Source organism: Serratia sp. UGAL515B_01, from assembly GCF_033095805.1.
GTDB lineage: Bacteria > Pseudomonadota > Gammaproteobacteria > Enterobacterales > Enterobacteriaceae > Chania.
The window spans coordinates 3499463-3520844 of record NZ_CP109901.1; the positions used below are offsets into that span (position 1 = coordinate 3499463).

General features: G+C 50.1%; 12 protein-coding genes, 1 tRNA gene, 2 rRNA genes and 1 riboswitch. Of the genes, 6 read left to right on the plus strand and 9 right to left on the minus strand.

Features of this window, described 5'->3' with window-relative positions; translation table 11 throughout:
• Positions 1-62: 62 nt before the first annotated feature.
• Genes OK023_RS15775 through OK023_RS15785 form a run of 3 tightly spaced genes read left to right on the plus strand, consistent with a single transcriptional unit; the run spans position 63 to position 4746 of the window.
• Positions 63-2675: a fimbria/pilus outer membrane usher protein gene (locus tag OK023_RS15775; RefSeq protein WP_317693631.1), complete on the plus strand. Its 2613-nt coding sequence runs from the start codon at positions 63-65 to the stop codon at positions 2673-2675.
• On the plus strand, positions 2666-4018 hold the full coding sequence (locus OK023_RS15780) for a fimbrial protein (protein ID WP_317693632.1): 1353 nt from the start codon (positions 2666-2668) through the stop codon (positions 4016-4018). The genes OK023_RS15775 and OK023_RS15780 overlap by 10 nt, the downstream gene beginning before the upstream one ends.
• A complete protein-coding gene (locus OK023_RS15785; RefSeq protein ID WP_317693633.1) occupies positions 4018-4746 on the plus strand; it encodes a molecular chaperone in 729 nt (242 codons plus the stop codon). The genes OK023_RS15780 and OK023_RS15785 overlap by 1 nt, the downstream gene beginning before the upstream one ends.
• Positions 4747-5011: 265 nt before the next feature.
• Here OK023_RS15785 and pgi read toward each other — a convergent pair whose 3' ends face one another.
• The gene (pgi, locus tag OK023_RS15790) at positions 5012-6658 is read right to left on the minus strand and encodes a glucose-6-phosphate isomerase (RefSeq protein ID WP_317693634.1); all 1647 of its coding nucleotides are present in this window, start codon (positions 6656-6658) and stop codon (positions 5012-5014) included.
• Positions 6659-6896: 238 nt separating this feature from the next.
• Positions 6897-7089: riboswitch (Lysine riboswitch) on the plus strand.
• Positions 7090-7198: 109 nt separating this feature from the next.
• Here pgi and lysC point away from each other — a divergent pair.
• A complete protein-coding gene (gene lysC / locus OK023_RS15795) occupies positions 7199-8566 on the plus strand; it encodes a lysine-sensitive aspartokinase 3 (RefSeq protein WP_317693635.1) in 1368 nt (455 codons plus the stop codon).
• A 137-nt stretch (positions 8567-8703) separates the two neighbouring features.
• Positions 8704-9624: a ketopantoate/pantoate/pantothenate transporter PanS gene (panS, locus tag OK023_RS15800; protein ID WP_317693636.1), complete on the plus strand. Its 921-nt coding sequence runs from the start codon at positions 8704-8706 to the stop codon at positions 9622-9624.
• A gap of 57 nt (positions 9625-9681) precedes the next feature.
• Here panS and metH read toward each other — a convergent pair whose 3' ends face one another.
• On the minus strand, positions 9682-13362 hold the full coding sequence (metH, locus tag OK023_RS15805) for a methionine synthase (RefSeq protein WP_317693637.1): 3681 nt from the start codon (positions 13360-13362) through the stop codon (positions 9682-9684).
• A gap of 231 nt (positions 13363-13593) precedes the next feature.
• Between metH and iclR the strand changes: the two genes are divergently transcribed.
• Entirely contained in the window at positions 13594-14424 is an 831-nt protein-coding gene (gene iclR, locus OK023_RS15810) for a glyoxylate bypass operon transcriptional repressor IclR (protein ID WP_317693638.1), read from the plus strand.
• A gap of 58 nt (positions 14425-14482) precedes the next feature.
• Here the strand turns inward: iclR and aceK are convergent, their stop codons facing one another.
• From aceK to rrf (OK023_RS15845), 7 genes are all read right to left on the minus strand, one after another.
• Complete coding sequence (gene aceK / locus OK023_RS15815) at positions 14483-16234, minus strand: bifunctional isocitrate dehydrogenase kinase/phosphatase (RefSeq protein ID WP_317693639.1); 1752 nt, start codon at positions 16232-16234, stop codon at positions 14483-14485.
• A 72-nt stretch (positions 16235-16306) separates the two neighbouring features.
• Positions 16307-17614 (minus strand): isocitrate lyase, encoded by a 1308-nt coding sequence (aceA, locus tag OK023_RS15820; protein ID WP_317693640.1) that lies wholly within the window; start codon positions 17612-17614, stop codon positions 16307-16309.
• Between the two features lie 105 nt (positions 17615-17719).
• Entirely contained in the window at positions 17720-19318 is a 1599-nt protein-coding gene (gene aceB / locus OK023_RS15825) for a malate synthase A (RefSeq protein WP_317693641.1), read from the minus strand.
• A gap of 537 nt (positions 19319-19855) precedes the next feature.
• A complete protein-coding gene (metA, locus tag OK023_RS15830; RefSeq protein ID WP_317693642.1) occupies positions 19856-20785 on the minus strand; it encodes a homoserine O-acetyltransferase MetA in 930 nt (309 codons plus the stop codon).
• A 223-nt stretch (positions 20786-21008) separates the two neighbouring features.
• Positions 21009-21124, minus strand: a 5S ribosomal RNA gene (rrf, locus tag OK023_RS15835).
• Between the two features lie 47 nt (positions 21125-21171).
• Positions 21172-21247 (minus strand) — tRNA-Thr (locus OK023_RS15840).
• A gap of 13 nt (positions 21248-21260) precedes the next feature.
• Positions 21261-21376 (minus strand): 5S ribosomal RNA (rrf, locus tag OK023_RS15845).
• Positions 21377-21382: the final 6 nt, after the last annotated feature.

Genomic DNA, 21382 nt, shown 5'->3' on the forward strand with positions numbered 1-21382 from the left:
GGTATTTAGATCAAGCGACACCATGGAGTTTGGCTAGCTTTTTTGCTTCAGGGTATAAAGGAATGACAATAAAAATCAATACCATACAAGGATATAATCGCTCAGAGAAAGCGATGATAGTGAACAACTCTTTACATAGCATACATCTCAAACCGCTGGTTATATGGCTAGGTTTGTCTGTGTCACACGCCTTTGCTGAGAGCACCAATGAGCAGTTTGAATTCGATCCCAATATGCTGATAGGCGAGACTAAAACTCTCAACAACCTTGACCATTTAAATCATCCCAACAGCGTGGAGCCGGGGGAGTATCAGGTCGATATCTTTATCAATGGCCAATTTTTTAGCAACAAACCTTTGCGATTCGCGATCGGGCAACAGCAGCGAGTCTCTGCTTGTTTATCCCAAGAGCTATTACTGGAAGCTGATGTCTTGCCAGAAGCTATACGCCCTCTCGCCAGCACCAGTCAGCAAAGTCACTGTCTCAGTCTAGAGCAGTGGGTAGACGGGGCTTCCAGCAATTTTGATTTTTCCCGGTTACGTCTCGACCTATCGGTTCCACAGGTCTCTATGCAACATCAACCCCGTGGCGCAGTGCCAGTCAGCGAGCTCTCTGCTGGCGATATGGTGGCATTTACCAGCTACGATACTAACTACTATCGCACTAAGGCCTTTGGCAGCACTACCGACTCTGCCTTTCTCGGAGTCAACGCAGGAATTAACCTCGGTTTATGGCAGTTCCGCCAGCAGTCCAGTTTTACTCGCTATCGCCAGGATAGCGGTAGTAATAATAATCGTTGGGATGCCATCCGCACCTATATGCAACGTCCTCTTCCCACACTGGGAAGTCAGTTGACGCTGGGAGAAAGTTTCACCCCTGGCTCCTTGTTTAGCAGTTTGGGATTTCGCGGCATCATGTTACAAACTGATGAACGAATGCGTCCTGAATCACAGCAAGGCTATGCACCAACTATTCGCGGTGTCGCAGCCACCACCGCCAAAGTCAGTGTGCGCCAATCAGGTATCTTGATTTATCAGACAACCGTAGCACCAGGCGCCTTTGTTATTAATGATCTCTACCCCACCAGTTTCCAAGGTGGCCTTGCTGTCGATATTCAAGAGGCTGATGGCCGCGTCTCTTCCTTTACTGTGCCCTTCTCTGCGCTACCCGATTCTATGAGGCCAGGGCATTCCAATTACAGTTTCGCCGCAGGTAAAGTGCGCAATGTTGGTAACAGTGACGCAAAGTTTGCCGATCTCACTTACCAGACCGGACTAACCAACGCCATCACTGCCAATAGCGGGGTGCGTATTTCGGACGGCTATCAAGCCCTCTTGGCAGGTGCTGTCGTCGCCAGCGAGTTAGGAGCATTAGGATTCAATGCTACCTACTCACGGGCAGACCTGTGGGGCGAGACCCTAAAGGGATGGCGTTTGGGAAGCACTTATAGTCGTACCATTACCCCTACCGCCACAACCCTGACACTGGCAAGCTATCACTACTCCATAGAAGGATACCGCGATTTAACTGATGTACTGGGGTTACGTGATACCGATGAGAATAATGCAATATGGACCTCCAATAGCTACCAGCAGAGTAACCAGTGGGTGGCGACTGTCAGTCAGAGCCTGGGTGAATATGGTCAACTCAACTTCTCTGGCTCCACCACCGCTTATCGTGGGGGACGCGAGCGCGATACCCAATACCAAATGTCCTACTCCAACCACTTTAAAGGGATTAGTTACAACCTCTCAGTCGGCCGCCAGAAAACGGGAAGTACACGTTATAATAATAATGTTAATGATCAGGTGACCAGTGATGGCTCAGTACAAAATATTGTTATGTTGTCACTGTCGATCCCTCTTCGGAATGATTCGCATTCTCCAACCCTTTCTTCCAGTGTCACCCATACCACCGGGAAATATGGTACTACCAGTTATCAAACCTCATTAACAGGCACACTCGGGGAAGCGCAACGTTCAAGCTATGCGCTCAACGGAGCTTTCGACCCGCAAGGAAACGGAGCCAGTATCGGTGGCAACATCACCCAACAGACTTCAATCGCCACTGTCGGGGGTAACCTCTCTCAAGGCAAACACTATACCCAAGGAGGAGCCAGCGCACGCGGGGCGCTGGTGTTGCACTCTGGTGGCGTCACTCTCGGTCCCTATATTGGCGATACCTTCGCCTTGATCGAAGCCAAAAACGTGCATGGGGCTAACGTAGTCAACGGCATGGGGGCACAAATTGACCGTTTCGGTTATGCCATTGTGCCCTCACTTGTGCCTTACCGTTATAACGACATCATCCTTGATGCAAAAGGGATCGAAAATCCTAACACTGAACTGGCGGAAAACCAGAAGCATGTAGCACCCTACGCTGGATCAGTGGTGAAAGTGAGTTTCAAAACCGTGGAGGGTTATCCGTTGCTGATCAAGTTGCGTGGCCCTCACACCAGCAAGTTACTGTTAGGTAGCAATGTCTATGACAGCAACGATGCGATTGTCGGTTTGATAGGCCAGAGTGCTCAACTTTATGCCCGTGTCCCAAATAAGCAGGGTCTTTTGCGCCTGAAGTGGGGAGAAGCGGCGAGTGAGCAATGTACTCTGAATTACGATTTAGATGGCCAAGAGAGCCATCAGTCTCTGTACCATTTGGAGCTATCATGCAACTGATCCGAATTACACACCAATACCTGATGATGACACTGTTCATACTGGTAGCCATGACATTCACTCACCTTGCTTCGGCTGAATGCTACAAAATCACAACGGCCAGTCAAGACCCCAACTCTCCTTACTATATTGAGCCCGGCAAAGGCAATGCCGTACATTGGGATGGCGCGACTAGCGCATCCGGTTCCAGTGGTAGTTTGCCAAGTGTGATCAATATAAATACGGTTGCTTTTCAGGCGAACACGTCGTTGATTGCCAGTGGTACCGTCAGTTTTCTACAGTCAGGGGGACAACCTTACAGCGCTGAGCAAGTGTTATTTCGCTGTACTCCCGACGAAGCAGGGAAATTGTATGAATACTACGCTACCAACGGTGGTTCCGCTCACGCAGGAAATGTTGAATTAGGAAGCGCCTATGGCCTCCCAGAAACCTACCAGACTGCTGCCACAGGGATGGGGTTGCGTGCCACCAATCTGGTAACTGGCGAATACTACTCCCGTTACTGGAAAGCACGCCCCTTAATCAATCTGGAGACTGACTCACAAGGTTGGATATTGGTGAAAGCCAAACATTTCAGTGATACCTATGTGGAGCTATTCCGCTTAGAAACGGCGCAAGGTTCAAACACCACTGGTATTTATGCACTCCCACAGCCTAATACCTATATCGCCTTTAGAGGGGGGACACTCTCCAGTGACTTAAAGGTAGGGACGGACTCCTTCAATACCTCTTCCAACGGTTCTGCTTACTCGCCCGGAGCCGTCAGTCTGTATAACCGCGTTTATATTCGTCGCGCCGCCAGTTGTTCCGTCACCAATGTCACCCCCACGGTGACGTTCCCGGTCATTACTGTCTCAGAGCTGCGCTCAGGGGGGAGTCGTCAGATGCCTGTGACCATCAACTTTGATTGTCAGACGGGAAGTCCAGCCAATGGTCATTTAACGGATTTTTCCAATGGGATCGCAGCTAACCACACAGCGATGGGGATCTTGGTCAATCCAGCCAACGCAGCAGCAGCAATCTCTGCCGGGTTTGGCCTATCAGGGGGGGCGGTCAGCTATCTTTTATCTGATGGTTATGGCAGCGACCCTGGTGTTGCCACCGGTGTAGGCATTCAATTTTCGCGCCCTAACGGCACGCCATTAAACCTACTGACCACATTAACAGGCGTAGAGAGCGCCGGGTGGTACCCAGTATTAGACGACGCTACCGCAGGCGCTGTGGTCAATGGGGTAACCCGTTATACCAAAACCTTGAACGCCACCCTGAAGGCTTTACCTGGTAATAAAGTCACCGCAGGGAAGATCGATGCGACAGCACAAGTCATTATTCAGGTGCAATAATGCGTAAATGGCTCAAAAGTTATCTTGCTGGGGGATTACTGCTCAGTAGTTGGGTACAGGCCGGAGTGGTTATTGAATCCTCCCGAGTCGTATTTTCGGGGGAAGACCGCGAACGCTCATTACAATTGCTCAACGCCAATCCCTATCCGGTGGTGGTACAGGCATGGATTGATGATGGGGCCCCAGAAGGCACGCCAGAAAACGCTGGGGAGGTGCCAGTGATACCCCTGCCGGGGCTGTTTCGCCTTGAACCAGGGGAAAAGAAAAACCTACGGTTGCTGGCGACACAAGTGCCACAACCGCAGGAACGTGAGTCGTTATACTGGCTCAATATTTACGAAATTCCTCCCACTGAACAGAACGCTGCCATTGACCAAATCAAAATAAAAGTGGCGATACGCCTGCAGCTTAAGATGTTATATCGTCCTAAAGACCTTAGCCCCGCAGTTAATCATCTACTCAAGCTGCAACACTTCAACCTGATCCGTGAGCCTGGTCGATTGAAACTGGAGGTTGAAAATCGCTCTCCCTATTACGCAACCTATCAAGACGCCACGCTAACACATGCAACAGATCGCTACGCTGTCGATATTGGTATGCTCGCCCCCTTTTCCAGTAAAATTATCATCCTCGACCGGTCAAGCAATCACCAGTACCAGAATATCAGTTACCAGTTGATCAATGATGATGGTGACAGCATCAATGGCAATCAATCGCTGGTGCATTAATCAACGCATGACCGGTCTTTTCCCAGCACTTGCCATCGGGTTTATTAAAGCTATTCGCATTGAGGGACGCAAGCCAGGCTGGTATTCAAGATTCTGGCGGGCACAGACTATCCTGTGCAGGTATGGAACTGATCTTTATGATACACATAGACCAATATTCTGCCGGGACCTTACCGTCTCCGGCAGAACAATCTTATCGGTTAGCTGCCTAAAAAACAGGCAACGCAATTTTTGCCAACGCCATATCACTCGTGCGATACAACGCTCAACGCCAGGCTTTAAAACGATTGATCAGGCCATTGGTCGAACTGTCATGGCTTGACACGGCTTCTGTGCCTGCCAGTTCAGGCAGAATACGGTTTGCCAATTGTTTACCCAGTTCCACCCCCCATTGGTCGAAGGTGAAGATATTGAGGATAGCGCCCTGAGTAAAGATTTTGTGTTCATACAAGGCAATCAAGCTACCTAGGTTGAACGGGGTAATCTCCCTCAGCAAGATAGAGTTGGTTGGCCGATTACCTTCAAACACTTTGAAAGGGGCAACGTGCTTAACGTCTTCTGGTTTTTTGCCCTGCGCGGCAAACTCGGCTTCTACCTCTTCCCGAGACTTACCAAATGCCAGCGCTTCTGTCTGAGCAAAAAAGTTCGACAGCAGCTTGGCGTGATGGTCGCTCAATGGGTTATGACTGATGGCAGGGGCAATAAAGTCGCAAGGGATCAGTTTGGTGCCTTGATGAATCAATTGATAAAAGGCATGCTGCCCGTTAGTACCCGGTTCTCCCCAGATAATTGGGCCCGTTTGGTAATCCACCGGGTTGCCATTACGGTCAACGTATTTGCCATTAGACTCCATATTACCCTGCTGGAAATAGGCAGCAAACCGATGCATATACTGGTCATAGGGCAGAATGGCTTCGGTTTCCGCACCAAAGAAGTTGTTGTACCAGATGCCGATCAGTGCCAGCAGTACCGGCAAGTTTTGCTCTGCCGGCGTCTTGGCAAAGTGCTTATCCATCTCATGCGCACCGCTCAGCAACTGCTCGAAGTTTTCAAAGCCCAGCGACAGTGCGATAGATAAACCAATTGCAGACCACAGAGAGTAACGCCCACCCACCCAGTCCCAGAATTCGAACATGTTGTTAGTGTCGATGCCAAACTCAGCGACCGCTTTGCCGTTGGTAGATAATGCAGCGAAGTGTTTCGCCACATGCTTTTGATCGCCAGCAGTGTTCAGGAACCAGTCACGTGCACTATGGGCGTTGGTCATGGTCTCTTGGGTAGTAAAGGTCTTGGAAGCAACTAGGAACAGCGTAGTCGCCGGGTCTAGGGGTTTCAGCGTTTCGGCAATGTGAGTGCCATCGACGTTAGAAACGAAGTGCATATTCAGGTGGTTTTTATAGGGGCGTAACGCTTCGGTCGCCATATAAGGGCCAAGATCAGAACCGCCAATGCCAATATTTACCACGTCGGTGATCGGCTTGCCGGTATAGCCTTTCCAATCGCCACCAATCACACGGTCGCAGAACTGTTTCATTTTCGCCAGCACCGCATTCACTTCCGGCATGACATCTTTACCATCGACGATGATCGGGGTGTTACTGCGATTGCGCAACGCAACGTGTAGCACTGCGCGATCTTCTGTACGGTTGATTTTTTCCCCGGCAAACATTGAGTTTATTGCGCTTTGTAGGTCGGTTTCTTTGGCCAGCGCCTGCAGTTTTTCCAGGGTTTCTGAGGTAATACGGTTTTTAGAATAATCCACCAGCATCTGCCCGTTGAAAGTAGCAGAAAACTTGGAGAAACGGTCGCTATCCTGAGCGAACAGATCACGGATCTGGATGTCCTTCATTTGTTCAAAATGTTGCTGCAAGGCTTGCCAAGCAGCAGTTTGACTAGGATTGGTATTTTTCATGGCAACGCTCTTATGCTTGAGAATGAATGTGAAGTGATTGACCGATTGTAGCCTGTTATCACAGCGATGAAACGGGAAACGTGCCTCTATTTTGCACCAAGATCAGAGAAGACACCGCACCGAGAATGCGCCGAACATGGGTTGCCCAGTTACCAAGTGAAAATCCCTCAACCTCTGCCCGTTGACAGCAGCGTGTAAACCCGTTATTTCTATCAGCCTACTTGCACAACCATGCGTGCAAGCCAGAAGAGGCGCGTCGCCCAGGTACAGTGTCAGAGGAGCCGTAATCCCATGACGACACTCGAGGGGGAGCGACGCCGAGATGCGATAGAAACGGTCATTATCGCGTCGACTACAGGGGCTGAATCCCCTGGGTTGTCACCATGGGTCGCCTAAGAGGGCGGTCAGCAAGGTGGGGCGCTTCTGGGTGTATCGTAGTTTTAACCTCTACGCCTGCTCCCTGTTTACCGCTCTTCCCTTGTGCCAAGGCTATGGAAATTAAATGCTATCTAAAATAGCATCCCTGACACGAGGTTTTACATGAATCAAGCAGCATCACAAAACGCGATAGTTGTAGCCAAATTCGGCGGTACCAGTGTAGCCGATTTCGACGCTATGAATCGCAGTGCCGATGTCGTACTTTCCAATCCCACTGTTCGATTGGTCGTTCTTTCGGCTTCAGCCGGTGTCACCAACCTGCTCGTGGCGCTGGCGGAAGGCTGTGACTCAGAGAAACGGATCTATCAAATCGATGAAATCCGCCGTATTCAATACGCCATTCTTGAGCGTCTCGATAACCCAGCCGTGATCCGCGATGAAATTGAGCGCATGCTGGAAAATATCACCATGCTGTCAGAAGCTGCCGCCTTGGCAAAGTCTAGCGCCCTGACAGACGAATTGGTAAGCCACGGCGAACTAATGTCAACGCTGCTGTTTGTAGAACTGCTGCGTCAGCGTCAGGTCAAGGCGGAATGGTTTGATGTTCGTAAAGTCATGCGTACCGATGATCATTTCGGTCGAGCCGCACCGGATAACGCCGCGCTGAAAGAATTGGCTCACTCACTATTAAAACCACGTCTGCAAGAGGCTCTGGTGATTACCCAGGGCTTTATCGGCTGCGACCCCAAAGGCCGGACCACCACTTTGGGCCGTGGTGGCAGCGACTATACTGCTGCACTGATCGGTGAAGCCTTAAGCGTCAGCCGCGTAGATATCTGGACCGACGTGCCGGGCATTTACACCACTGACCCACGCGTGGTGCCTAGCGCTAAACGTATCGATAAAATTGCTTTTGAAGAAGCGGCGGAAATGGCTACTTTTGGGGCCAAAGTCCTGCACCCGGCCACCTTGCTGCCCGCCGTGCGCAGCGATATTCCGGTATTTGTCGGTTCGAGCAAAGAACCCGCAGCGGGTGGTACGCTGGTATGCAATACCACAGATAACCCGCCATTGTTCCGCGCACTGGCACTGCGCCGCAAACAAACGCTGCTCACTCTGCACAGCCTGAATATGCTGCATGCACGCGGATTCCTGGCCGAGGTTTTCAATATTCTGGCTCGCCACAATATCTCCGTGGATCTGATCACCACATCTGAAGTCAGCGTTGCATTGACTATGGATACTACCGGTTCCACCACTACCGGTGGCAGTCTGCTTACCACCTCCCTGCTCACCGAGCTTTCCTCGTTGTGCAGCGTGGAAGTAGAAGAGAATCTGGCACTGGTTGCTCTGATTGGTAACAAGCTTTCCCAAGCCTGTGGAGTGGGCAAAGAAGTATTTGGTGTGCTGGACCCTTTCAATATTCGCATGATTTGCTACGGTGCCAGCAGCTATAACCTCTGTTTCCTGGTACCAGGCGACGATGCCGAGCGAGTAGTACAAACGCTGCATCATAATCTGTTCGAGTAATTAGGCCACAGACAGCTAAACTCTCAGGCGCAGACTCTCTGCGCCTTTTTATTAAATTTTTATCAATCATAGAAGTGCGGTGTACCCACGACACCGCCCATCGTACCTATTCAATATTGGCTAAGGACAACCTATTTATGTTGGCAAAAATTACGCGTTTATTCCCACTGTGGGCGGTGCTGCTCTCTATTGCCGCTTACTACACACCGGCGACGTTTACCGGCCTCAGCCCATACATTAGCCCGCTGTTGATGCTGATCATGTTTGCCATGGGAGTCACGTTGCGCCTGGAAGACTTCAAACGTGTGTTGTCACGTCCAGGGCCTGTCGCGGCAGGGATTTTTTTGCATTATCTGATTATGCCGCTGGCTGCTTGGGTACTGGCGATACTCTTTCGTATGCCGCCAGACCTCTCCGCCGGGATGGTATTGGTTGGTAGCGTAGCCAGCGGCACCGCCTCCAACGTGATGATCTATCTGTCTAAAGGTGATGTTGCTCTGTCTGTGACTATTTCTGCCATTTCTACGTTGGTTGGCGTTTTTGCTACCCCTTTACTGACGCGTCTGTATGTCGATGCCAATATCAGCGTTGATATCATGGGAATGCTGCTGAGTATCCTGCAAATTGTGGTGTTCCCAATCGGACTGGGTCTGATCATCCATCACGCTTTCACCAAAACCGTCAAACGTGTCGAACCCTATCTACCCGCTCTGTCGATGGTCTGCATCGTGGCCATTATCAGTGCCGTTGTCGCGGGCAGCCAAAGCCATATCGCTTCGGTGGGGTTAATGGTGATTATCGCGGTGATCCTGCACAACGGTATCGGATTACTGAGTGGCTACTGGGGTGGCAAGCTGTTCGGGTTTGATGAATCCACCTGTAGAACACTAGCCATCGAGGTCGGGATGCAAAACTCCGGGTTGGCAGCAACGCTGGGCAAGATCTACTTCTCACCACTGGCGGCGCTACCAGGTGCGCTGTTCTCAGTCTGGCACAATCTGTCTGGCTCACTGCTGGCAGGTTACTGGTCCGGCCGCCCTATTCAGAAAAAACAGTGATAGCAAGTCAAGTGCCCGCTTCCGTTTGGTAACGGGCACTTGATGTGAGTATCGCCGTCAATCTGCGTCATATCCCAAGTTCGGGGCTAACCAGCGCTCCACTTCAGCGACTTTCATGCCTTTGCGCAGCGCGTAATCCTCCACTTGGTCGCGCTGGATTTGAGCCACCGCGAAATACTTGCTCTCAGGATGGCTGAAATACCAGCCAGAAACCGCCGCCCCTGGCCACATAGCAAAGGATTCCGTCAGTTTCATACCAGTATGGCGGTTAACGTCCAGCAAATGCCAGATTTGCGCCTTCTCGGTATGCTCAGGGCAAGCAGGGTAGCCCGGCGCCGGGCGGATACCTTGGTAATTCTCGCGGATTAGCTCGTCGTTACTGAGGTTTTCATCTGCGGCAAAGCCCCAGTGCAGTTTACGAACCTGCTCATGCAGGTATTCGGCAAACGCCTCTGCCAAACGATCGGACAGGGCTTTGATCATGATCTTGTTGTAATCATCATGCTTGGCATCGTAAGCCGCCGCCAGCTCATCCTCTTCCAGCCCCCCAGTGACAGCAAAAGCCCCTAAATAATCGGCTTTACCGCTGCTCTTGGGAGCTACAAAATCAGCCAGACAATAGTTCGGAAAGTCGGTTTTTTCCGTTTGTTGCCGGAGATGATGGCTGACCACCAGCACCTCCTCGCGGCTCTCATCCGGGTAGACTTCCACATCATCGCCAACGCGGTTAGCCGGGAATAAGCCATAGACGCCTCGTGGGTTAAGACTACCGTTGGCTGCCAGGCTATCCAGCATTTGGTTAGCGTCTTGGAGCAAGCGTCTCGCCTCTTCCCCTACCACTTCATCTTCCAAAATGCGCGGATATTTGCCCGCCAGCGACCAGGTCATAAAGAACGGGGTCCAGTCGATGTAATGGCGCAACGTGCTAATATTGGCCTCCACCGGGAATACGCCCAACTTTTTCGGCACCGGCGGCTGGTAGTTTTCCCAATCCAGCGCCATAGCATTTTCCCGCGCTTTTTGCAGGCCGATCGGCGGAGTACGCGGTTTTTTACGTCCATGTTGGATACGCACGGTTTCGTACTCTTTACGCGTACGAGCAACAAACTCATCCCGCTGGTTATCGGATAACAGCGCAGACACCACACCAACGGTTCGCGATGCGTTTTGCACGTAAACCGTTGGGCCACTGTAGTTTTGCTCGATCTTCACCGCAGTATGCGCTTTAGAAGTGGTCGCACCACCAATCAGCAGCGGCAAGGTAAATCCCTGACGCTCCATCTCTTTGGCAACGTTGACCATTTCATCCAGCGAAGGGGTGATCAAACCAGACAGACCGATAATATCGACCTTCTCTTCGCGGGCAGTTTTGAGGATCTTTTCGGTTGGCACCATCACACCCAGATCGATGATTTCGTAGTTATTGCATTGCAGCACCACGCCAACGATATTTTTACCGATGTCATGCACGTCGCCTTTCACCGTCGCCAGCAGAATTTTCCCCGCCGTTGAGCCTTTCTGCTTGCTAGCTTCAATGTAAGGTTCAAGATAAGCCACAGCCTGTTTCATGACGCGAGCAGATTTCACCACCTGTGGCAGGAACATTTTCCCTTCACCAAACAGATCGCCCACCACGTTCATACCGGCCATCAATGGCCCTTCGATCACTTCAATCGGACGTTCTGCCTGCTGACGCGCCTCTTCAGTATCCAATTCTATAAACTCGGTGATCCCCTTAACCAGCGAGTATTCCAGACGTTTATCAACTGACCACCCCCGCCATTCAGCCTGTTGTACCGCCACTTCATTGTCTTTGTTACCACGGAATTTCTCTGCCAATACCAGTAATCGCTCTGTACCATCCTGGCGGCGGTTGAGGATCACATCTTCTACGGCTTCACGCAGTTCTAAACTCAAATCGTCGTAGATCGCCAACTGACCAGCGTTGACGATCCCCATGTCCATACCGTTACGAATAGCGTGATACAAGAATACCGCGTGGATTGCTTCACGCACCGGATCGTTACCCCGGAAAGAGAACGAGACATTGGATACACCGCCGGAGATCATGGCATGCGGCAGATGAGTTTTAATGTCGCCACAGGCTTCGATAAAGTCGACAGCATAGTTGTTATGCTCTTCAATACCGGTCGCTACGGCAAAAATATTCGGATCAAAAATGATGTCTTCTGGCGGGAACCCCACCTGTTCGGTCAGGATTTGATAAGCACGGCGACAAATCTCGAACTTGCGTTCGCGGGTATCTGCCTGGCCCACTTCGTCAAATGCCATCACTACCACCGCAGCACCATAGCGGCGTACCAGTTTGGCATGCTGGATAAAGGCTTCTTCGCCCTCTTTCATCGAAATCGAGTTAACGATCCCTTTGCCCTGAATACATTTTAGGCCCTTTTCGATCACGCTCCATTTGGATGAGTCGATCATGATCGGCACGCGGGCGATATCGGGTTCGCCGGCAATCAGGTTAAGAAAACGCACCATCGCGGCTTCAGCGTCGAGCATTCCCTCATCCATATTGATATCGATAATCTGTGCGCCACTTTCCACTTGCTGGCGCGCCACATCCAGCGCTTCATTGTACTTATCTTCTTTGATCAACCGCTTGAAACGCGCTGAACCGGTAACGTTGGTGCGCTCCCCTACGTTAACAAACAAAGACTTAGCATCAATATTCAGCGGTTCCAAGCCAGCCAGGCGGCAGGCGACAGGTAACTGTGGCAGCTGACGTGGTGGCACACCTTCAACCGCCTTCGCCATCGCAGCAATATGCGCTGGGGTCGTGCCACAACAGCCACCAATGATGTTCAGGAAACCCGCTTGAGCCCATTCTCCAACCTGTCTGGCCATCTCTTCAGCATCCAGATCGTATTCACCGAACGCATTCGGTAATCCGGCATTTGGGTGTGCAGTGACATAGCTTTCAGAGATGCGCGCCAGCTCAGCGACGTATTGGCGCAGCTCGTCTGGACCAAGAGCACAATTAAGACCAAAGGTCAGCGGCTTAACATGACGCAGCGAATTGTAGAACGCTTCCGTAGTCTGGCCGGAAAGGGTACGCCCCGAGGCGTCGGTAATGGTGCCGGAAATCATGATTGGCAACGTAATACCAAGTGCTTCAAACTCGGTTTCTACCGCAAAAGCAGCGGCTTTGGCATTCAGAGTGTCGAAGATGGTTTCGATCATGATCAGATCGACTCCCCCTTCAACCAATGCACGGGTTGATTCGCGGTAAGCATCTACCAGTTGATCAAAAGAAACATTACGGAATGCAGGATCGTTAACATTTGGCGAAATAGATGCAGTTCGGTTAGTTGGCCCCAGAACGCCAGCAACATAGCGGGGTTTCTCGGGAGTTCGTGCAGTCCACTCATCGGCACTGGCGCGGGCCAAGGTTGCTGCCTGATAGTTAATCTCGGCAGACAGCGACGCCATATGGTAGTCGGCCATGGCAATCGTGGTAGCGTTGAAGGTGTTGGTTTCAATAATGTCGGCACCCGCAGCCAGGTACCCATTATGGATTTCAGTGATCACCTCGGGCTTGGTGAGCACCAGTAAGTCATTATTGCCTTTCAGGTCGCTTTGCCAATCTGCAAAGCGTTCACCACGGTAATCCATTTCCTCCAGCCGATAGCTCTGGATCATGGTTCCCATACCGCCATCCAACACGAAAATTCGCTGCGCTAACTGCTGACGCAGTTGTTCCACTCGATTTATCACTGTAGCCCCTTCACACCCGATTATTCGCTAACGTCCTATGCTCAACAGCTTATTACTTGAAAGATGAAGAGCCAGTCATCCTAGCACAGGTTATGCTGGCAAAGCTGTCAGCGGGTATTGAGAGTTTTTCAGGTTGGCCAGGTAACAGATCCGATGAGCGGATAAGTGTATTGCAATTCATACTATAAAAACGAAAATAAATTCCATAAGATGGAAAAAAGAAGGTGAATCATGGTCGTATCAACTCCTGCCAAACGCGGCAAGAAGCCACGCAGTACAACGCTCACTGCTAATGCAGCGACGGGACAGGTCCAGTCTCTGACACGTGGTTTAAAATTACTGGAATTTATTGCCGAAGCGCATGGCAATATAGCATTGACCGATCTGGCACTGCAGGCGGGTTTGCCTAACTCCACGACTCACCGCCTGCTGACCACCATGCAGCAGCTAGGTTTCGTGCGCCAGGTCGGCGATCTTGGCCTATGGACAATGGGGGCACATGCGTTTGTCGTTGGGAGTAGTTTTCTGCAAAGCCGTAACCTGCTGGCGATGGTGCACCCCACACTGCGTCGTTTGATGGAGGAGTCGGGTGAAACAGTCAATCTGGCAGTGATGGATAAAGCCGAGGATCAGGCGGTGATTATCGATCAAGTCCAGTGTACAGCACTGATGCGGATGTCTGCGCCGATCGGCGGTAAACTGCCAATGCACGCCTCTGGCGCCGGTAAAGCCTTTCTGGCCAGCATGCCGGATGAGCAGGTCACCAAACTCCTACATAAAAAAGGCATGTATACCTATACCCCTTATACCTTGACACCGCATAACCTGAAAGAAGGATTGGCGTTGATCCGCAAACAGGGATTTTCCTTTGATGATGAAGAACATGCCCTTGGACTACGCTGTGTAGCAGCCTGTATTTTTGACGAGCATCGTGAAGCCTTTGCCGCCATCTCGATTTCCGGGCCGGTATCACGTATTACTGACGATCGCGTAACCGAACTGGGTGCGTTGGTGATACATGCGGCGAAAGAAATCAGCCTGGAATATGGCGGCGTGCGTTGACGTTTTGTCCTCCTCCCATTTCAGCGGTAACGGGAGGAGAACACAACCCCCTTATAACTTAAGCCTGCGACATCCCTGAAAAATCGGCAGGCAACCGCTGGCTAAAGCGTCGTTTTTTGCGATAGGCAAAGACATCTTCTATGTGCCCTTCCTTGATACGCTGTTGCAGTCCACGCCAGTAGTTTGCATCAAACAGGTCGCTATGCATCTCCTCAAAGATACGTCGGATACGTTTATCACCACACAGGAAATGACGAAATTCTTCAGGGAAAACGTCATTAGGCGAAATGCTATACCAAGGTTCACTGGCGAGTTCATCTTCTGGATAACGCGGCGGTGGAATTTCGCGGAAATTCACCTCGGTCATATAGCAAATCTCATCATAGTCATAGAACACCACCCGTCCATGGCGGGTGACACCAAAGTTCTTGAATAGCATATCGCCCGGGAAGATATTGGCCGCCGCCAGCTGTTTAATGGCGTTACCGTACTCTTCGATGGCATCATGTAACTGCTGGTCGTTAGCCTGCTCTAAATAAAGATTCAATGGCGTCATACGCCGTTCCATATACAAATGCTTTATCACGATCCGATCGCCGAGATCTTCCAGTTTTTCCGGTACTTCACGCTGCAACTCTGCTAACAATTCCGGACTGATACGCCCCTTATCAACCACGAAATTTTCATATTCCTGTGTATCGGCCATACGCCCAACACGGTCATGCTCCTTGACCAACTGGTAACAGACCATCACTTGCGCTTGAGTCACCTCTTTTTGCGGGGCAAATTCGTCTTTGATCACTTTGAATACCCGATCAAAGGAGGGCAATGTAAACACCAGCATCACCATACCTTTAACGCCCGGCGCAATAATGAATTGTTCTTGAGATTGCGCCATAAAGGTCAGATATTCTCGATAGCATTCGGTTTTACCGTGTTTCTGGCAACCAATAGCCATATACAGTTCAGCGGTCGTCTTACCGGGGAGGATCTCCCGCAGCCACTCGACCATTGCCGCTGGCAGCGGGGCGTACACCATAAAGTAAGAGCGAGCAAAGCCAAACACAATGCTGGCTTCCGCTTTACTGGTCAGACAGGTATCAATAAACAACGCGCCAGCATCACTGCGGTGGATCGGTAGCAGGAACGGGTAAATGTCTTCCTCCAACCTTAGTTTGCCTACCAGCCACGCCGCTTTATTACGGTAAAATAATTCATTGGCGATCTGAAATGTCGCTCCGGCTAATTGCTGTGGATCAAACATTTGCAATAAGGTCTGGGTGATATAGTGAATGTCGCGCGGTAAGTCTTCCCAGGGCAAACGCAGCGGTAAATCAGTAAGCAGGTTGTGCAACATCTCAGCCAAATCCCCATTAGGGACAACATCGCGTGCTAGGGGCCGCGGAATATCGCGAAAGCGCCGTTCGGGCTGAGAACTGAAGACGAACAACTTTTCCGGCGTGAGATCGCGGTGTTGGAATAAGCGGCAGTAGACCGAATTGAAGAAGCTTTCTGCAATCTCAAAACGCGGGTAGTCAGGTAAAAGCTCGGTATATACGGCTTTGACTCTATTTTGGAAATCTGCATCGTAATACTTCTGTCCGGTAATACATTGCAGTTGTTTAACCACCAGGCCGACGTGATGATCATAAAGATGGATACGCTGTTTCATTGCCAACTGAACGGCGGGCCAGTCTGCCTGCTCAAAACGTTGTTGAGCTCCAGCAGTGACTTCAAGAAAGCGACCATATTGGGCATCAAAACCCTGCAAGATCGTTTGTGCGATCAATAATTCCAGTTTTGCCGCCATTGTTCGCCTCTGCCGTAAATCGATCACACAAGGGCTTGGCCTGCCAAGCCCACAGAAATCAAACCTGAACAATCAGAACTGTTGTTCTTCAGTAGAACCCGTCAGAGCCGTTACCGAAGATGCGCCTCCCTGAATAATGGTGGTCACTTTGTCGAAGTAACCGGTCCCCACTTCCTGTTGATGCGAAGCAAAAGTGTAGCCACGTTCTACTGCGGCAAACTCTGGCTGTTGCACTTTTTCCACATAATGCTTCATACCTTCGCCACGAGCGTAAGCATGGGCTAGATCGAACATGTTGAACCACATGCTATGAATACCAGCCAACGTAATGAATTGGTACTTATAGCCCATGGCTGACAGTTCGTCCTGGAAACGTGCAATAGTCTGGTCGTCCAGGTTCTTCTTCCAGTTGAAGGACGGCGAACAGTTATAAGCCAGCAGCTTGCCTGGATATTTAGCGTGGATCGCATCAGCAAAACGTTTGGCTGTTTGCAGGTCGGGCGTGGAGGTTTCACACCATACCAGGTCAGCGTAAGGGGCGTAGGCTAGACCACGACTGATTGCCTGCTCGATGCCCGCATGAGTACGCAAGAAACCTTCAGGGGTGCGTTCACCAGTAACAAAAGCGCTGTCGTACGGATCGCAATCGGAAGTCAGTAAATCCGCTGCATCGGCATCGGTACGGGCGATTAACAAAGTAGGTACGCCAAGAACGTCAGCGGCCAGCCGCGCTGCCACTAATTTCTGAATCGCCTCCTGAGTTGGCACCAGAACTTTACCGCCCATATGGCCGCATTTCTTCACCGCTGCCAGTTGGTCTTCAAAGTGAACACCTGCGGCCCCAGCCTCAATCATAGCCTTCATCAACTCAAAAGCATTCAGCACCCCACCAAATCCAGCTTCGGCATCCGCTACGATAGGTAAGAAGTAATCGGTATAACCCTCACTGCCTGGCTCAATTTTGTTCGCCCACTGGATTTGATCCGCCCGGCGGAAGGTATTATTGATACGCTCAACGACTGCGGGAACGGAGTCCACGGGATATAGAGACTGATCTGGGTACATAGCTGAAGCGGTGTTAGCATCCGCAGCTACCTGCCAGCCGGAGAGATAAATAGCTTCTACACCGGCCTTCGCCTGTTGTAGTGCCTGGCCTCCTGTCAACGCGCCAAGGCTGTTGACATAACCTTTACGGGACTTGCCGTGCAGCAGTTCCCACAACTTGTCTGCCCCATTCTGCGCCAGCGTGCAAACCGGATTGACCGAACCACGCAAATTAACCACATCTTCAGCATTGTAAGGCCGGGTAATACCTTTCCAGCGTGCTGATTTCCATTCCTGTTCCAGCTGTTGGATCTGTTGAGTACGTGAGGTAGCCATATTTTTATCCTTTTCGGTGAAGTAGGGTTCAACAGACCGATAAGCTCTGACTTTATCGGCAAGGCCTAACTAGGTTCAGCCAGCATAAAAGCCAGATTTACCGGTTCAGGCCAGTAATGCATAGCCAGGTAAAGTCAGAAAATCGATTAATTCATCCTGTGTAGTGATATGTTCCATCAGCTGTGCAGCCTCACTGAATCGGCCCGCGTGATAACGCGTTTCCCCCACTTCCTCGCGGATAACCCACATTTCTTCTTTTAACATTTGGCGAAACCGTGCTTTAGTAACCAGTTGGCCATTGCTTAAACTTTTCTCATGGTGGATCCACTGCCAAATAGAAGTCCGTGCAATCTCTGCGGTAGCAGCATCTTCCATCAAGCCATAGATCGGTACGCAGCCGTTGCCGGAGATCCAGGCTTCAATGTATTGCACCGCCACGCGAATATTGGCACGCATCCCGCTTTCGGTGCGCTCACCATCACAGGGTTGCAGCAACTGTGCTGCGGTAATAGGTGCATCATTTTCGCGCAATATTTCCAATTGATTCTGGCGCTCACCGAGCGCACGGTTAAAGACCTCCATCACCGTATCTGCCAGTCCCGGGTGTGCCACCCACGTGCCGTCATGACCATTGGTCGCTTCTAACTCTTTATCCGCGCGTACTTTTCCCAAAACCACTGCGTTTTGTTCAGCATCTTTACTGGGGATAAACGCGGCCATTCCGCCCATCGCAAAGGCACCACGCCTATGGCAGGTCTTAATCAACAGTCGTGAGTAGGCGCTGAGAAACGGTTTGTTCATGGTAACGGACTGACGATCCGGCAAGACACGGTCGCTATGATTTTTCAGCGTTTTGATATAGCTGAAAATATAATCCCAGCGTCCACAGTTCAGCCCAACGATATGATCGCGTAGGTGATAGAGGATCTCATCCATCTGGAATACTGCGGGCAGTGTTTCAATCAGTACGGTGGCCTTAATGGTGCCACGCGGTAGTTCGAAACGATCCTCGGTAAAACTGAATACTTCGCTCCACCAGGCGGCCTCCTGCCAGGACTGGGTTTTCGGCAGATAGAAGTAGGGGCCACTGCCCTTTGCCAACAACTGACGATAGTTATGGAAGAAATACAGAGCAAAATCGAACAACCCACCGGGGATCGCATCTCCCTGCCACTGTACGTGCTTCTCTGGCAGATGGAGGCCGCGTACGCGAGCGATCAATACGGCTGGATTGGGCTTGAGTTGGTAAACTTTCCCTGTCTCATTGGTGTAAGAGATAGTGCCATTCACCGCATCTCGTAGATTGATTTGTCCCTCAATGACTTTCTCCCAACTGGGTGCCAGTGAGTCCTCAAAGTCAGCCATGAAAACTTTGACATTGGCATTCAAGGCATTAATCACCATTTTACGTTCAACCGGACCGGTGATTTCTACTCGGCGGTCAAGTAAGTCATTGGGAATACCTCGAATTTTCCATTCACCATTAATAATGGAATCATTTTCCGAAATAAATTCAGGAAGTTCACCATGATCGATTTTTTCTTGCCAACGAGTACGTGCCGCCAGCAGTTCGTTACGCTGAGGGGTAAATTTTTCTACCAGATCTGTCAGGAACTCGATTGCATCCTCCGTGAGCACCTGCCGTTCAGTTTCACCGAAACGCTGCGTGAAACTTAATTCCCTGCCTATTACCTGTTGTGTCATTGTTTTTATCCTTTCCATCTTTCTTTTCACACTGTCAATGCGGGTAGTGCGAAATATTGTTATCGGAAATCACTACAATTCAGAGTAAAAAAGCCTGAAACTGGTCAGTCTTTATCCTGCTTAATTTTAGAATAGCTAACAAAATTAAAAAATCAAAAACGATTTCCATTTTTTATTAAAAATAATAATTAATTTATTATTATCAATAAATTAAAACTTTAATATAGTAATAAAAACAAGGAACCTCATTCCATAAATTGACAGTGTTTGTCTTTTAAGTGATTTACTAACTTTAGAATACAGTGAAAAAGACAGGAATATTAGGCTGTACGCGAGTGCCGCTAGCAGTCGTTTGTGCGCAAATGGCAGCAGCCTAAGGGATTCGTCCCAAAAGGCCGTAGTCTGTGTTGTCGGGCTTGAACAGAAAGCCAACCCTAGCCTTGATAACAGCTTTTGGAACTGCAGCAACACCACAGACAGTTAAGGGACACAGCCTAAAGTGCTCTATGGCAGCAACCATTAGAGCAGATTGGAAAATTACTCGAGGGTGGGGTTCATATGACGCAAATCGAACGGTGTGATCTGGTAAACATAGTAATTCAACCAATTAGAAAATAGCAGATGACCATGGCTACGCCATGAAGCTACAGGTGGAAGTTGAGGATTGTCGTAAGGAAAGTAGTTGAGCGGAATGGAAGGGTTGAGACCGGCATTCTTATCGCGACAATATTCGTTTGCAAGCGTCAGGGGATCGTATTCTGGATGTCCGGTAACAAATGCCAAGCGCTTATCCTTACTGGCGAAAAGATACGCTCCAGCAAGCTCTGACTCCGCCAAAATATCCAGATCTGTGTATTGGCGAATAACGTCAGTCGGAAAATCTGCATAACGCGAATGAGGAGCCAGGAAAGTCTCATCAAAGCCCCGGGTCAGTAAAGCATGCTGCTGGAGTGTCTGATGCTGGTAAACGCCAGAAAGCTTTACTTCGCGCGTTATTTTGGGGATACCGTATAAAACATTCAGCGCTGCTTGCACTGCCCAACAGACGAATAGCGTTGATGTAACATGGTTACTAGCCCAAGCAATAACACGTTCAATCTGCGGCCAATAAGCAATATCACAAAAATCAATAAGACCCAATGGGGCACCGGTTACAATCAGACCATCATAGTTCTCACCTTCAATGTCCTCGAAGTTACAGTAAAAATTATTCAGGTGTTCAGCTGGCGTATTCTTCGATTCGCGACAATCAATACGTAGCAGTTGAATATCGATCTGCAACGGAGAATTGGAAAGTAACCGCAAGAACTGGTTTTCGGTTTCAATCTTTTTTGGCATCAGGTTGAGGATGAGTACTTTTAACGGCCTGATTTCCTGTGTTTTTGCTCGTGAGGATGTCATCACAAAGACATTCTCATCGCGCAAAAAATTTACCGCAGGTAGTTCATCAGGTACACGAATCGGCATTACTTAATCCTCACATATCCATTTATACGTTTAGACTTCTAGATGCCCAAAGATAACGTTTTTTAAACTTAATGTCGAGTATTCAGCATCAAGGTGAAAATCTTTCATAAATAAGAGGGTGGAGTTTAACTTATAACCAAGAATGCTCAGATTCTATAAGACGATACCAACCCCCCATACGCAAAAAGGCCACCTGTAAGGGTGGCCTTTTTGCGTAATTGATGCTTGGCAGTGTCCTACTCTCGCATGGGGAGACCCCACACTACCATCGGCGCTACGGCGTTTCACTTCTGAGTTCGGCATGGGGTCAGGTGGGACCACCGCGCTATTGCCGCCAAGCAAATTCTTTAATTTTTTTCGCCGAACTTCTGATTACCACTGTAAACTGGTGCTGATACCCAGAGTCGAACTGGGGACCTCACCCTTACCAAGGGTGCGCTCTACCAACTGAGCCATATCAGCCCACAAATTTGATGCCTGGCAGTGTCCTACTCTCGCATGGGGAGACCCCACACTACCATCGGCGCTACGGCGTTTCACTTCTGAGTTCGGCATGGGGTCAGGTGGGACCACCGCGCTATTACCGCCAGGCAAATT